The organism is Priestia koreensis (assembly GCF_001274935.1).
Taxonomy (GTDB): Bacteria; Bacillota; Bacilli; order Bacillales; family Bacillaceae_H; genus Bacillus_AG; species Bacillus_AG koreensis.
In genome coordinates this window covers 337,521-352,769 of record NZ_LILC01000002.1, presented here as the reverse complement: position 1 = coordinate 352,769, position 15,249 = coordinate 337,521, and the positions used below count along the sequence as shown (strand labels likewise).

Annotated in this window: 14 protein-coding genes and 2 riboswitches; of the genes, 4 read left to right on the top strand and 10 right to left on the bottom strand. The window is 41.7% G+C overall.

What is annotated here, in order from left to right; translation table 11 throughout:
• Positions 1-92 precede the first annotated feature (92 nt).
• From AMD01_RS01705 to AMD01_RS01670, 8 genes are all read right to left on the bottom strand, one after another.
• Positions 93-1,115, bottom strand: coding sequence for an ABC transporter permease (locus AMD01_RS01705; RefSeq protein ID WP_053399654.1), 1,023 nt, complete (start codon positions 1,113-1,115; stop codon positions 93-95).
• A 3-nt stretch (positions 1,116-1,118) separates the two neighbouring features.
• Entirely contained in the window at positions 1,119-2,618 is a 1,500-nt protein-coding gene (locus tag AMD01_RS01700; protein WP_053399653.1) for a sugar ABC transporter ATP-binding protein, read from the bottom strand.
• 37 nt (positions 2,619-2,655) lie between these two features.
• Positions 2,656-3,747, bottom strand: coding sequence for a sugar ABC transporter substrate-binding protein (locus AMD01_RS01695; protein WP_053399652.1), 1,092 nt, complete (start codon positions 3,745-3,747; stop codon positions 2,656-2,658).
• A gap of 154 nt (positions 3,748-3,901) precedes the next feature.
• Positions 3,902-4,420 (bottom strand): 1,2-dihydroxy-3-keto-5-methylthiopentene dioxygenase, encoded by a 519-nt coding sequence (locus AMD01_RS01690; RefSeq protein WP_053399651.1) that lies wholly within the window; start codon positions 4,418-4,420, stop codon positions 3,902-3,904.
• Positions 4,421-4,447: 27 nt separating this feature from the next.
• A complete protein-coding gene (locus tag AMD01_RS01685) occupies positions 4,448-5,077 on the bottom strand; it encodes a methylthioribulose 1-phosphate dehydratase (protein WP_053399650.1) in 630 nt (209 codons plus the stop codon).
• A complete protein-coding gene (locus AMD01_RS01680; RefSeq protein WP_053399649.1) occupies positions 5,074-5,736 on the bottom strand; it encodes a 2-hydroxy-3-keto-5-methylthiopentenyl-1-phosphate phosphatase in 663 nt (220 codons plus the stop codon). Before AMD01_RS01680 ends, AMD01_RS01685 begins: the two co-directional genes overlap by 4 nt.
• Complete coding sequence (gene mtnW / locus AMD01_RS01675) at positions 5,733-6,977, bottom strand: 2,3-diketo-5-methylthiopentyl-1-phosphate enolase (protein WP_053399648.1); 1,245 nt, start codon at positions 6,975-6,977, stop codon at positions 5,733-5,735. The genes AMD01_RS01680 and mtnW overlap by 4 nt, the downstream gene beginning before the upstream one ends.
• Positions 6,978-7,052: 75 nt before the next feature.
• Positions 7,053-7,162: riboswitch (SAM riboswitch) on the bottom strand.
• A 162-nt stretch (positions 7,163-7,324) separates the two neighbouring features.
• Positions 7,325-8,503: a pyridoxal phosphate-dependent aminotransferase gene (locus AMD01_RS01670; protein ID WP_053399647.1), complete on the bottom strand. Its 1,179-nt coding sequence runs from the start codon at positions 8,501-8,503 to the stop codon at positions 7,325-7,327.
• A 220-nt stretch (positions 8,504-8,723) separates the two neighbouring features.
• On the opposite strand from AMD01_RS01670, the gene AMD01_RS01665 reads away from it, so the two are divergent.
• The 4 genes from AMD01_RS01665 (at position 8,724) to AMD01_RS01650 (ending at position 12,833) form a co-directional block, all read left to right on the top strand.
• Entirely contained in the window at positions 8,724-9,497 is a 774-nt protein-coding gene (locus tag AMD01_RS01665) for a carbon-nitrogen family hydrolase (RefSeq protein WP_053400092.1), read from the top strand.
• A gap of 77 nt (positions 9,498-9,574) precedes the next feature.
• A riboswitch (SAM riboswitch) is annotated at positions 9,575-9,737 on the top strand.
• Between the two features lie 150 nt (positions 9,738-9,887).
• On the top strand, positions 9,888-11,075 hold the full coding sequence (mtnK, locus tag AMD01_RS01660; protein WP_053399646.1) for an S-methyl-5-thioribose kinase: 1,188 nt from the start codon (positions 9,888-9,890) through the stop codon (positions 11,073-11,075).
• 26 nt (positions 11,076-11,101) lie between these two features.
• Positions 11,102-12,148, top strand: coding sequence for an S-methyl-5-thioribose-1-phosphate isomerase (mtnA, locus tag AMD01_RS01655; protein ID WP_053399645.1), 1,047 nt, complete (start codon positions 11,102-11,104; stop codon positions 12,146-12,148).
• Positions 12,149-12,374: 226 nt separating this feature from the next.
• The gene (locus tag AMD01_RS01650; RefSeq protein ID WP_053399644.1) at positions 12,375-12,833 is read left to right on the top strand and encodes a chemotaxis protein CheX; all 459 of its coding nucleotides are present in this window, start codon (positions 12,375-12,377) and stop codon (positions 12,831-12,833) included.
• A gap of 17 nt (positions 12,834-12,850) precedes the next feature.
• Here the strand turns inward: AMD01_RS01650 and AMD01_RS01645 are convergent, their stop codons facing one another.
• Together AMD01_RS01645 and AMD01_RS01640 are read right to left on the bottom strand one after the other, a co-directional pair.
• Positions 12,851-13,369, bottom strand: a complete 519-nt coding sequence (locus tag AMD01_RS01645) for a methylated-DNA--[protein]-cysteine S-methyltransferase (protein ID WP_053399643.1) — start codon at positions 13,367-13,369, stop codon at positions 12,851-12,853.
• Between the two features lie 25 nt (positions 13,370-13,394).
• On the bottom strand, positions 13,395-15,236 hold the full coding sequence (locus AMD01_RS01640; protein WP_053399642.1) for a PAS domain-containing sensor histidine kinase: 1,842 nt from the start codon (positions 15,234-15,236) through the stop codon (positions 13,395-13,397).
• Between the last annotated feature and the right edge of the window lie 13 nt (positions 15,237-15,249).

The following is a 15,249-nucleotide window of genomic DNA, read 5'->3' as shown; positions in this document are numbered from 1 at the left end:
CCTACCTTTCTGTCGTTACTATACCCTACAAGCATTTCCTTATAACAAAAAAGGAATCAACCAGTAAAAATGATTGATTCCTTTTCAAACCGTTATTTAGAGCGGTAATAGGTGATCGCAAGTGCACCTGCCAAAACAGCACCCTTTATAATATCCTGTGCATAATACGGAACGTTTAGCATCGTTAAACCATTTAACAACACCCCGATTAAAATTGAACCAAACAACGTCCCAACGACATTCGGCTTTCCTGCACCAAACACCGAAAAACCAATATAAGAGGCTGCAACAGCATCCATTAAAAAGGATGACCCTGCGTTTACTTCTCCTACCCCAATTCGCGCAGCTAGTACAACGCCCCCGATACCTGCAAAAAGAGCAGATAGCACATACGCATACATACGATAACGATTAACAGGGACACCAGATAGCCTTGCTGCTTCCATATTTCCACCTGTTACATAAAAGAAGCGTCCGTGTTTTGTATAGCGGAAAAACAAGTGTGCAACAAGTACCGCCACAAGCATAATGATAACCGGAATCGGAATTCCCACTACCTCACCCTGACCGATTTTCAAGAAGGACGGAATAAAGATACCTGGTGCCCTCCCGCCCTCTTCTAAAGGCATGTTTGTGTAGATCGCGGACCCTTTTGTATAGGTAAGCAAAACGCCTTGTACGATAAACATCATCGAGAGCGTAGCTAGAATATCCGGGATTTTCACTTTAACGACTAAAAAAGCATTTACAAGACCTACTACTAGCGTCGCCACAATAGGAATCGCCACCGCCACAAAGATTTCTTGACGATGAAACACGAGCATTGAGGCAGACAGAGTCGTCGCTAACCCTGCCGTTGAACCAACGGACAAATCGAGTCCGTTAATCGTGAGAGAAATGGTCACGCCAATCGCAATGAGTGTCACAATTGAAATCGAACGTAAAATATCGCTCAAGTTAGCCGTTGTGAGAAATGTTGGCGATAAAATAGAGAAAATGACGATCGTCAGTAAAATGGTGACGACCGTGCCATACTTATAAAGAAAATCAAATGCGGTACCTTTTTTTCGCTTTAAACGAACAGGCTCCTTATTTTCGATCGCTTGACTATTCATGGTTTACTTCCCTCCTGCTGCATAATAAAATAAGTTTTCATGCGTGGCTTCTTCTTTCGTTAATTCTTTGACGATTTGGCCGTCGTACATGACGTAAATTCGGTCAGCGACGCCTAATAGCTCATTAAACTCACAGGTAGCATACAGCACACCCTTTTTTCGTTTTGCCAACCCTTGAATAAGTTCAAAAATGTCTTGCTTCGATCCGACGTCTACTCCCTTTGTCGGTTCATCAAACAGATAGACATCCGCATCACGAAGCAACCACTTTCCAATCGCTACCTTCTGTTGATTTCCCCCGCTCAGCGTGCCAACCGCTTGTTTAGTAGAATTCGTTTTAATGCCCACCTGCTGAATGATTGTATTCGCCTCTCGCTCTTCTCGTCTCCGCTTAACAAATGAATAATTCGTAAAGCGCTGTAGACTTGGTAGCGTTAAATTGGAAGAAATCGACTCCTCTACCAAAATACCTTCTTTTCGACGTTCTTCTGGAACAAGGGCAATTCCCTGTTCAATGTAGTAGTGGGGTTTGGTCGTGAGCCGTAGCTTTTTACCTCTTACGTGTATGGAACCTTTTACTTGTGGGTGGAGTCCAAAGAGACTCCGGCATAATTCCGTTTTCCCAGCTCCCACGAGTCCTGCAATGCCGACAACCTCACCTTCACGAACTTGCAACGAAACATCTTTTACTTTATCCTTCCATGATAATTGTTGAACTCGTAACAGATCTTCTCCGATTTCTATGCTGGCTTTTGCGATTTCTTCTGAGAACGTTTTTCCAAGCATGGACGTGATCACGTTGTTAACTGACGTGTCCTTTGTGCGAACGGTTGTAACCCATTCTCCATCTCGAAGAACCGTAATACGATCTGCGATTTCAAACACTTCTTGCAACCGGTGGGAAATATAAATCACACCTACTCCCGTTTCTGTAAGGTGCTGAATAACTCGAAATAACTGTTTTGTTTCTTCTATACTAAGAGGCGCAGTTGGCTCATCTAAAATGAGATATGCGGCTTTTCCAATGATCGCTCGCGCAATCAGCACCTGCTGCTTTTCTGAAAGAGTTAGCGTTGATACGTCTTTTTTTACGTCGATTGAAGATCCTAGCATCTGTAGCGCTTCTTTTGCTTTTTGCTGAGTTTTCCTCCAATTCAACAAGCGATCTCCGTCTTTCGAAGCCTGCACGTCTAATAAAATATTCTCTGCTACTGTTAGAGACGGGATGAGCGCGACATCCACTTCTTGATGAACGATTTGAATGCCTTCTCGCTTCGCATCTGCCGGTGAATGAATGGAAAGATGTTTGTCCCCGTGACGAATTTCTCCCTCGTATCCATCATAAGCACCACATAAAATTTTCATTAGCGTACTTTTCCCTGCTCCGTTCGCTCCTAGAAGGGCATGAACTTCGCCCTGTTTTACATCAAAACTCACTTTCTTAAGTGCTTGAAAACTACCAAAATGCTTGGAGATATGCTGCATGTTCAGCTGACCGGTCATAGCGGTTCCCTCCTTTTCCTGTTCACATCTCACTTCTTTATTGGTCGTTTTTATTCCAATCCTTTACGTACTGTCCGAGCTGATCCATGTTAATCGTTTGATTTGGTAGCTGGTCTTGTGTGACAAGAACGGGATCAAATGAATAATAGCGAGGAATGTTTTTCCCTGACAGCTTATCAATTAAAAGATTTAGCTGTTTCTCACCTACTGCTGCAGGGTTCGCTGCGGCTGAAGCTTTCCATGGACTGTTGGCTTGCTGCATCATTTGCAAATCTTCATCAGATAAATCAATGCCATATACTTTAATCTCATCACGCCCCGCTTCTTTGATGGCACGCGTCGCTCCTTTCGCAAACTCATCCCACGGTGCCCATATCGCTTTAATATCACCCTTGTTCGGATAGCGTTTTAGGATTGCTTCCATCTTATTTTGCGTGTCTAAGGACGTATTTTCTGTCGCGTTCCCAAACCTCGCCACTTCTTTTAAACCAGGATAGCGATGCATCATTAAGTTATACACTTGATTTCGCTTTTCCATGGGAGCAAATCCTCCAACAAAGATATACACGATGTTTCCTTCACCGTTCAGATCCTGTGCCATTTGCTTTAACCCCATAAGAGCCATCATATAGTCATCTTGGTCAACGGTTGTTACGCCTGGAACATTTAGCTCTACATCAAATGCGACGACTGGAATTCCTGCCTTAATCGCCCTCTTTACGCCGGGTTGAAGCGTCTCTGTTCGACCATGCTTAATCAAAATCCCGTCCACGTGTTCGTTAATAGCGGTGTCTAAGTAAGAAGCCATCTTTGATTGATCATTGTTTGCATCGGAAATCCTTAAGTCTACCCCTGCTTTTTTTGCACCTTGTTTGACACCATTTATGTATTGAGACGCATGAGTACCTGTTGTAAATTCAGCAATCAGAGCAATTTTTAACTTTCCATTTCTTTTGACGGTCTTTTTAACAGGCGTTGCTTTCGTTTTCGTTACTGCCGTTGGTTTCGAGGTAGCTGCTACGATCGGTTGACCGTCACTACCTAACGGGGGCTGTTCTTTCACGCACCCTGCTAACGCTAAAATCAACACACACGTAAACACGAATAGTCCAACTAGTTTTCGCTTCATAAAGAGTTCCTCCTTATTATATTAATTCGATCGAAATACTATGTTTTAACGTTAGACAATAGAAAAGATACGCCCCACTCCTTGTTATGGACCCTTCAATCAACCTACAACAAGGCGATGTTTCGTATCTTTTGACTTCCCATTGTCCTTCTACTTATGATGCGTAAATTGGTACCCAACCTTCTGTTGTGACAAAGATACGCACGGCTACAACTTTACGATCTTCCATCAGTGTAAAATAATGTTGTGTGTGTTCTGGAACGGAAATTAAATCTCCTGGCTCTAGTTCTACGTCAAAAAAATGGCCGTCTTTCGCTTGAATGACGAAAATACCATGACCACTTACGATGAATCGAACCTCATCATCTTCGTGGTGATGTTCACGCTGGAAGTTTGCAAGAAGTTCATCTAGGTTTGGTGTGGAATCAGATAAAGAGATGATATCTTGAGCCTGATAACCACGACGAGCGGAAATATCGTTAATTTCTTCATTAAATACTTGTAAAATCTCTTCTTTTTGTTCATCGGTTAGATCAAAGTTTTCGCGAAGAGCTTGTGGTAGCTTGTTAATATCCCAATGCTCATAAATTACCTCTTCGTTTGTTAGAAATGTTTCGACTTGCTGTTGATCTGTGATACGCTCATTTGTTTCATGTAATCGAATAACTGCCATGTTTTTTCCTCCTAATGGTTAATTCTATTAATTAGTTTGAAAATCACGCTGTACAAGACGCAATTTCAACTGATAGCTAAACAAAAATTCATACGCCTCTAAAAATTTCTTTGCTTCAAACGCCGTTCGTCCCCATACGGTAATACCATGATTGCGAATTAATACGGCACCTTGATCACCGTGAATATGCGATGCAAACTCTTCAGCTAAACGTGGTATGTCCGCATAATTCGGAATAATCGGAACTTTTATGATGGCATCTTCCTCCCAAAGACCGAGTGCTTTAATGATCTCTTGACCTTGAAAGACGACCTCACCTTCATCTCCGTATAGCTCTGAAATTAAGTTGTTATCAATCGTATGAACGTGCAAGCCACAGCCTGCTTGTGTGCGTTCATAGATTTTTACATGAAGAAGCGTCTCTGCCGATGGTTTTAAATCCGTCTCCTCCGCAGGATTTCCCACACCGTCTACTAATAAAAAGTCCTCACTCGTCCGCTTTCGCTTATCCTTGCCACTTGACGTTACCCAAAAGGTCGTAGGATGAGAGCCTACACGAATGGAAAGATTTCCACTCGTGCCCATAAACCAATCTCGGTCCGCTAGTTCTTCTTTTACGTCTGCTAGCTCATGCCAGCGCTTTATAAGTAAACTCATACGCGCACCTCTAACAGCTCTTGAACATGATTTTTCACGTCATGAAATGTTGAAAACGGACGGTAAGGGATGGAAAGCTCCTCACATTTCTCAATTAAAAAGTCGCGGGCAATAACAGCATCAGCAAGCTTCGCGGCCTGTAGATCTGTAATAGAATCCCCAATGACCACTTTGAAGTCATCACCGTGAGCCAAGTCGCGGAGAAGGGACGGTTTACAGCAGCCACAGCCGTTGTCACAATGTTCATCACAGTCGTGAGGCCATGTAATACGAATTCTTTCGCCGCTAAAATCGGATCCGTTGCAGTAAATAGAAGACGGCTCAACTAATCCATCAAGAAGCGGTTCTACAAAAAAATCAATGCCTCCGCTTATGATATACAGCGGCAGCCCCTTCTCTCTCGCAAAAGCCACAAACTCTTGAAAACCTTCACGAATTTCTGCTTTTTTCAGTAGGAATTCAATGATTTCGTTCTTCAGTGAAGATGGAAGAAGAGAAAACATCTTTCCTACTCCTTCTTGCACGGAAACGCGCTGTGCAAGAACGTCATCTTTAATGGCATTCCATTCTGGTGGGGCGAATTGTTTCATGATGGCGATAATGTTATCTGTATTGGTAATCGTCCCATCAAAATCGCAAAACAGGATGAGGTTTCTCATGCGTGCACCTCCACCGTTCCCCATAGATCAAGGGCTTTCTTCAAAGCATCTGATGTGTCGGCTGCATCACGTAAATCGATTCCCTTCAACGATGCGTCCACAGCGGCACGGAATGCCTGACCTCCCCCAACTGCTCCGTCTGAATGACCATGAACACCGCCGCCGGCATTAATAACTGAATCAATTCCAAAATCACGAACTAAAAGTGGGACAAGTCCAGGATGAATACCTGCTGATGGAACTGGGAACGAACGCTTCACGTAGTGATTCGGAGTTGTCAGTTCTGTTCCGATGCTAATGGCTTCTTCAAACGGGAGAGCCACACTTCCGTACGGTGATGGAAATAGGGAGAAGTCCGCACCTGTTAGGCGAAGCAGCTTTCCTAAAAGCAGTCCATGAGAAAATCCATAAAACTCAGAAGGCGTTAGCGCTCCGCTCACAGCGGGATGAGCCATCAGTGGAATGCCAATTTCATCATCCTCACGTAGTGCTTGAAGAACATCAAGTCCATAAGCAAATACGTTAAATAATAATGCGTCCGCTCCTAGCTCTGCTGCTCGCTTCGCTTTTTCTTTTAAATCGTATGTACGACCTGTTAAATTAACCGCATAAAGCGTTCGGTGGCCCGTTTCCTCGTAAACTCCGTCCAAAATCGCTTTTCCGGTTGTAATGCGTTTTTCAAATGGCGTTAAATCGCTATCGAATAAAATTTCATCGTCCTTCACAAGGTCGACTCCACCAAGTGCCTGCTCGCGCAGCTGTGTTCCTAGATAATCGAGATCACGACCGATCACGCCTTTGAAAATACTCATAACGAGCGGTCGATCAGACACGTTTGTTAAACGGCGAATACCGTCAATCCCAAAACGTGGCCCAGGAAATGCTTGTAGTAAGTCCGTTGAAAAGTCTAAGTCAATTAGTTTCACTTTTCCATCTAGCGATAATTTTCCGAAAACCGTTGTTAAAATAGCAGGTAGATCGCGCGAAAAGTTTGCTGCCGGGTATGCAATTTTAACAATAGCCTGCTTTAGCTGTTCCCCTGCGTATTGATTTACGCGATTACACGTCTCTAATTCAGAAATGGAGACGACGCGTCCTTTATGCTTTTTAAGCTGTTCTTGTTCTAGTAGAGGTAAATTCGTCCATGAACCTACCGTTAAACCAAGGGCAATGCCCTCTGCCTTTTTTTCGAAATCCCCTGAAGAATCATGAATTAAATAACTTGCGATGACTTCACTCATGTCGTAAAACTCCTTTCAAACACTATCAAAAAAAGCGCCCCTTCTAAAATTATAAGAAGAGGCGCTCTTGTACTCTTCTTATCTGTCAGCAATATGCTGCAAGATTTAGCACCGTGCTTAATAAGTCTATTAAGTCGGTTGCCGGGCTTCATAGGGCTAGTCCCTCCACCTGCTCTTGATAAGATAGTGTCATATTTATTTAATAAACTACGTTTCTAATAAACGCATACGTGTTAATGTTTTGAATTATTTACCTGCTTGGTTCGCATGTAATTTGGATTATGACAGCATTATTAAAAATTGTCAATACCGTATCTTTAAAATTTTCAGTGTTTTTTTATTCATGTTCAGACGTTAAATAACTGTAGTTCCTTAATGCGCTTAACGGCTTCTTGAAGTCGATGTTCTTCCGTCAGTAACCCTACTCGCACATAGCCTTCACCGTATTCTCCAAACCCGTTTCCTGGCGCTACGACTACCTTGGCCTTCTCTAGCAATAAATCTGAAAACTGCTGTGACGTATATCCTTTTGGAACAGGCAGCCATGCAAAGAATGATCCTGCTGGTGCTTCTACCTTCCAACCGATTTCCTGTAGTCCATTTATGAATACGTTACGTCTAGATTCATAGAGCGCGTTTAGCTCTGTGACACATTCCTGCGAACTAAGAAGCGCAACCGCTGCTGCCTCTTGTACAGCGCTAAAGATACTCACATATAAATGATCCTGAAGAAGATTGATTGCTTCAATGACGCTCTCATTTCCAACAGCGAATGCAATTCGCCACCCTGCCATATTAAACGTTTTGGAAAATGTATAGATTTCAATACCGACGTCTTTTGCACCCTCGGCTTCTAGAAAGCTTATCGGCTTTTGACCATCAAAGCCAATTGCTCCGTAAGCAAAGTCGTGTACGACACATACATCATGCTCACGAGCAAAGGAGATCGTATCGTCAAAAAATTCCTTTGTCGCAACCGCACCTGTTGGATTGTTTGGATAGTTCAAAAACATCAGCTTTGCTTTTTCTTTCACATCTTCACTAATTCCCTCGTAATCTGGTAAGAAATGATTTTCCGCTCGAAGTGGCATAATCTCCATTTTTGTACGAGCTAGCTCCACGCCTGACCAATAGTCCGGATAACCGGGGTCTGGAACGAGTACCGTATCCCCTGGATTAAGGAGACATTGAGGAACTTCCACAAGCCCTGCTTTGCCACCAAATAAAATCGCCACTTCTTTTTCGGCATCAAGCTTTACGCCATACTCACGCTCGTAAAATGTGACAACCGCCTCTTTCAAAAATTTTTGCCCGCGAAACGGTGAGTATTTATGATAATCCACATTGCCACTTGCTTTTTTTAATGCTTCGACGATATGTGTAGGTGTTGGCTGATCTGGATTTCCCTGTCCTAAGTTAATGACGTCGTGCCCTTGGGCTACTACGTTGCTGACTTTTGCCACTAGTGAAGCAAAAAATTGCTTTGGTAATTTTTTTAATAAGTCTGATTGTTGAAATTGCACCATATTTTACACCTTCTCAAAATTTTCTTGAAATTCTAGTGAAAAATGATATATCCTTATCAGCAACTTGTAAAGCCTTTTTTATCGACAGAACCTCATCACGTTCTTTTCACTTTTATAGAGGTGTATAGGCAATGAGGAGCGAACATTAAAAGATTACTAGACACTTTATCTTTTAGGTACACTTTAGGAGGAACGCGTAGTGAAAGTAGTATGTATACAAATGGACATTGCATTCGGACAGCCTGAGGAAAATATAAAAAAAGCGACGCTCAAACTAGAAGAAGCGCTTCACGAACAACCTGACGTCATTGTCTTACCAGAGCTATGGACAACGGGCTATGACTTAACCCGACTACCGGAAATTGCTGATCAAAACGGCGAAAAAACAAAAGCATTTTTATCTTCGTTTGCAAAAAAACATCACGTAGCCATCGTCGGTGGCTCGGTCGCCAACGATCACGGCGCGGGCATTGCGAACACGATGTACATTTTCAGCAAAGAAGGCGAGCAGATCGGAACGTATGATAAACTTCATTTGTTTAAGCTGATGGACGAGCATCTCTATTTAACTTCTGGCAAAACAGAAAATATGTTTACGCTTGAGGATACGTCATGCGCCGGCATGATTTGTTATGACATTCGCTTTCCCGAATGGATTCGCGTGCACACAAGCAAAGGAGCGGAAGTTTTGTTTGTTGTAGCCGAATGGCCTCTTCCTCGTCTTGCGCATTGGAAGGCTCTTTTGATTAGCAGAGCAATCGAAAATCAATGCTACGTGGTCGCTTGTAATCGGTCAGGAAGCGATCCAAACAACGTATTTGCTGGACATTCTCTCATTATTGATCCGTGGGGAGATATTGTGGCTGAAGCAGGTGAACAAGAGGAGATGATTAGTGGAATTATTGACCCCCAACTCGTCGCTTCTGTTCGCAAGCAAATTCCTATTTTTTCCGATCGCCGAACTGAATTTTATTCATTTTCTTTTCAAAAGTAGTTGACATCATTCCATTTTAGCTGTTAATATTCTCAACAGAAGTTTTAATTTTCCAAACAAAATATGCAAATAACAAACTCTTATCAAGAGCTGGCGGAGGGATTTGGCCCTGTGATGCCCAGCAACCGACCATAATACCATTGTGAAATGGGGCGCTTCAATTGGCGCCAGAAACCACGTTGTTTCTGTAAGGCACGGTGCTAATTCCAACAGAAAGATGTTCTTTCTGGTAGATAAGAGGTTTGACGTTTCGACTTCAAGCCTCTTTCACTACGAAAGAGGCTTTTTTATCGCCTCTTGCTCGTACACGATTTATTCCACACTTTATTCATTGAAAATTCCCTTTATTTTATTCGTTCAGAAAATAATTAATATTCAGGAGGTTATATTATGTCCGTAACACAACAAGCAGTGTATGAACCATTAACAGAAATCACAGCCATTAAGCTTTCCAAAAAACTTCAGCTATTTAGCGAGCAAGAAGCGCTAACATGCCGTGAAATTGGAGATGGGAATTTAAATCTCGTGTTTCATGTTACAAGTGATCAGTCGAATCGGGGCCTCATTATTAAACAAGCACTACCGTATGCAAAAGTAGTCGGTGAAAGCTGGCCTCTTACATTAAAGCGAGCAACAATTGAAAGCAATGCTTTACTTGAATTTGCAAAGTATGTGCCGCAGTACGTGCCTGAAGTGTATTACACAGACGAAACGCTTGCTATTACGGTGATGGAAGACTTATCACATCTGCAAATTTCTCGAGCAGGACTTATTGAAGGAGAATCATACCCTCTTCTTTCACAGCATATTGGGGAGTTTCTCGGGAACGTTCTGTTTTACACGTCTGATTTTTCCGCTGATGCAAAGGCAAAAAAGGAATCGGTTAAATCATTCATTAATCCCGACTTATGCAAAATTACAGAGGATTTAGTCTTTACCGACCCATTTTTTGATCACGATACGAATGATTTTGAACCTGAATTAAAACAGGATGTAGAAAAATTATGGGAAGATGTTGCTGTAAAACTTGAGGTCGCAAAACTAAAGCAAAAATTTAAGACAAGTGGCGAAGCGCTCGTACACGGAGACCTTCATACAGGAAGTATATTTGCAGATTCTCATACAACTAAAATTATTGATCCCGAGTTTGCTTTTTACGGTCCACTCGGATTTGATCTTGGCCAATTCGTAGCCAATTTATTGCTAAACGCCCTTTCACAAAAAGAGGAAAGCCGCAATGTGCTATATGCACATATTGCAAAGACGTGGGAAGTATTCTCTCAAACCTTTTCAACGCTATGGAGAAATGAAGGTCGTGACCACTACACAAAAACAGAAGGCTACCTGGATTACGTCCTTCAACGTATTTGGAAAGATGCAATCGGGTTTGCGGGGTGCGAGGTTATTAGACGCACCATTGGTTTAGCCCACGTAGCTGATTTAGATGGTATTGAACCTTATGAAAAGCGAATTGCAACAAAGCGACAAGCTTTACGACTAGGTCGTGCGCTACTTTTATCACAAACAACACTCTCATCACCGGCTGAGCTAGAAGACTTAGTAAAACAAACGGCTTAACTGAGTCTAGAAAGGAAGAAAAACGTATGACAAATTTATTAAGTGTTCCTCGTTCTGTGGAATGGAAGGAAACATCTATTACATTATTAAATCAGCAGCTTTTACCGACAGCGGTTGAATACATTGAATTACAAAGCATTGAAGATGTTTGGGATGCGATCGTCTCTTTAAAAGTAAGAGGAGCACCCGCCATTGGAATTACAGCTGCATTTGGATTAGCGCTTGCTGCTCAGTCCTACGAATTTGAAACACGCGAAGAATTTGAAACACAGCTTCAAAAGGACCGTGATTATTTAGCAAGCTCTCGTCCAACAGCCGTTAATTTATTTTGGGCGCTCGATCGCTTAACAACGAGTATTGCCAACGTAAAATCGTTAAATGAAGCAAAAACGACACTTGTACACGAAGCCATTCGTATCCAAATTGAAGATGAGGAAGTGTGCTATCAAATTGGTGATCACGCACTCTCTCTTTTCTCAAAACATGACCGAGTTATGACGATTTGCAATGCCGGTTCAATCGCAACCGCCTACTACGGAACAGCGCTTGCACCGTTTCATTTGTCCGTTGAACGGGACATTCCGCTAGAAGTCTTTGCTTGTGAAACACGCCCTGTTTTACAAGGATCTCGTTTAACGGCTTGGGAGCTTCAACAATCTGGGGTCAACGTCACTCTCATTACAGACAGCATGGCTGCACACACCATTAAAACAAAAGGTGTAAACGCCATTATTGTGGGAGCGGATCGCATTGCCGCTAATGGTGATACGGCAAACAAAATTGGGACATATGGTCTTGCTCTACTTGCCCAGGCTTTTGACATTCCATTTTATGTCGCAGCTCCTCTGTCAACGTTTGATACAAGTATTGAAGACGGTTCTTCCATTCCGATTGAAGAACGTAGCCCAGAAGAGATTACCCATATTCACGGTCAGCAAATCGCACCTGATGGGATTCATGTGTACAATCCAGCCTTTGATGTCACTCCGAATGAACTGATTACAGCCATCATTACGGAAAAAGGAATTTTAAAAGATGACTTCACATCCGAGATTGCGGCTTTATTCAGTTAATCATGCATAAAAAAGTCACGTTTCCTGATAGGTAAACGTGACTTTTTTACTGTAAAGCTTTAAAAACAGGTGATCTCAACTCTTTAAAACTGAAAATATTAACTTTTCTGACTAATTAAAATCAAAATATATTAATTTTTATTCATTTTTCTGTAAATAATAGTCGAAATTTGGTTTTTTTGTGTTATTATAGAATCAGTTCAAAAGTCATGATCGAGGTGAGAAAATGAAAGCATCAATGTCTGTTGTATTAGAAAAAGCTGTCACATCTTTTCAAAGTTTTATTCCAACTACACTTACTGTTGATACCGAAAACGCACCAAAAGTACTACCAGCCGAATGCATCGTATCGATCGGTCTAACAGGTGACATTACGGGACAACTCTTAATTAAAAGCGATGAAGTAACTCTGTCTAATTTAGCTACCTCTATGTTTGGCATGGCTGTAGAAGGCTCTATGCTGCAATCCTTTACGTGTGAACTAGGAAATATGCTAGCAGGAAACTTTGCGACAGAAGCAACTCAACATGAACTTAATATTGATATAACACCACCAACCTTTCTCACTAACTACACTCATACGCCGCACCAACACTTACTATTTAAACTACCTCTGAAGCTTGAAGACAAAGGTTTTTTAGAAATCAATATTTCTGTCAACAAAGAACTATCAAATATCAGTTAAAAGAGGGCCAATGGTAATCATTGCCCCTCTTTTATCATACCCTCTACAACTAAAATTCCCTCTAATGCAAGAAGCTGCTCTTTTTCAGCCAATTTATCTCCCGCATATCCTGTTAAACGCCGATCTTTTCCAATGACTCGATGACACGGAACGACAATAGGTAATGGATTATGTCGGTTTGCCTGACCAAGAGCGCGTACTGCTTTTGGTCTCCCAATAAGCGTCGCAACGTCTTGGTAAGACTTTGTTACCCCAAAAGGGATTTCAGACAGCGCTCGCCACACCTCGCGTTGAAACGCTGTCCCTTTTTGCAGATCAATTGAAAGATTGAACGCCTTTCTGCTACCTGCAAAATACTCTTCGATCTGCTGTACGGCCTCTTCCGTATACCCTACATCATCCCGTTGAATACTTGCATTCGCTTGAAACTGTTCAAATTCGTTTTCTGTTAAAAAAATATGAGAAATTCCCTTTTCAGTTGCCACTAGATGAAGCTCTTTGAAAATGGGAGTTGTTATCTTTTTATAGTAATACATCGCTGTATCTCCCTTCATATTGCCATTATAAAACTGTAGGAAGAATAATATCAAATGTTGTTCCTGATCCAATTTCACTTTCTACTTCTATACGGCCTTTGTGCTCTTTAATAATTTTATAGGACACCATTAGCCCCAAACCCGTTCCTTTTTCCTTCGTCGTGTAAAATGGTTCTCCGAGACTCTTTACACGATCCGGTGGTATGCCTTCCCCTTCATCCTTAATCGATACGAGAATATTCGCCTCATCATAACGACTGACCTTAATCGTAATAAACCCACCGTTTTTCATCGCTTCAATAGCATTTTTGATAATATTAATGAATACTTGTTTAAGCTGATGTGATTCACAATAAATCGGTGGGAGATCATAGTCAAATATCGGTAAAAACTGCACATCCTCAAGCAGCGCCTGTGCGCCTAAAAGATCGATCGTCTCACGCACGATTTTAATGACTGGATATTTCTCAAATCGAATGGCCTGTGGTTTAGCCAGGACCAAAAATTCTGTAATAATTGTTTCAATCCGGTGCAGTTCAGAGGTAATCACATCAAAATAAAGCGCATTTTCTTGATTAATGTTATCCTGAAGAAGCTGGATAAACCCTTTCAAAGCCGTCATCGGATTACGTATTTCGTGAGCAATACCAGCGGCAAGTTGCCCCACGACTTGAAGCGTGTCTGATTTACGTATTTGCTCTTGTAACTGCTTTTTATCCGTTACATCTCGAATAATCGTCATGTAGAGACCCGGCATGATATCTTTTTTAATCGAGAACTCAATGATTTTCTCTTCATTCCCCGTCGTAACGCACAAAATTTCACCGTCTGCTTCCCCACTATTATCAAGCGTCTGCCAGTGAGAATCTAGCTCTTCAAAAGAATCTTTGTGTATAAACTGCCATATTTTTTTCCCTCTGAGCTCTTCAATCGACTGATCAAAAATGTTACAAGCTGCGGAATTCACATCAACAACCCTTTTTTGTTCATCCCACAAAACGATCCCGTCGAGCGAACCGTGAAACATTTTACGGAATTTCTGCTCATTTTGACGTAGATCCCGCTCCATTCGCTTTCGTTCACTTACATTTCGAAAAATAGCAATATTATATCCTTCAATGGCTCCACGTTTGGCCGTAAATTCTAATTCCTTTTTTTGACCATTTCCCATGCAAAATAATAATTCTTCCCGAATGGCTCCATTGTTAAAAAACTCTTTTACAATGGATGATACGTCACTTTTACCGGTATCGGTAAAGCGCTGAAGATTCGTTCCGATTAGCTCATAAAGAGGGAGCTCAAACGTACGTTCAGCGGCTAAATTAGCGTCAACAATTCGTCCATTATCTTCCCAAATGATAATGGAATCAAGGGCATTCTCAAACACTTCGCGAAATTTTTGTTCACTTTTGGCGAGCTGTTTTTCCATGTATCGCTTTTCTGTTACGTCTCTCATAATGGACATGTAATAGTGTTGTTCAACATGCGTCGTGGTAATAAATTCAAAATATTTTTCTTCTCCATTATGGAGCTTGACAGGAAGTTCGCCTCTCGCACGCCCATTTTTATGAAGAAGCTTTAACAGCTTGTGTATTTTATATTGAAACTTCTCATCGACCATTCCATCAATCTTCATACGAAGTAATTCTTCACGCTGATAAGATGTTCGATTACAAAAAGCAGGGTTTACTTCCAAAATCCATCCATGTTCATCAAAGATAATAATCCCGTCCACTGCCTGGTTGAATATATCCTGGTATAGTTCGTAGTTAAATACTTGTTCATTAGAAGGAAATGAATCCATACTAAGAAGACGAGATGGTTCCGTGATCCCTTTTTTTACTGTTACCATTTTATTTTCGGTCACGTGCTTTGTCTCC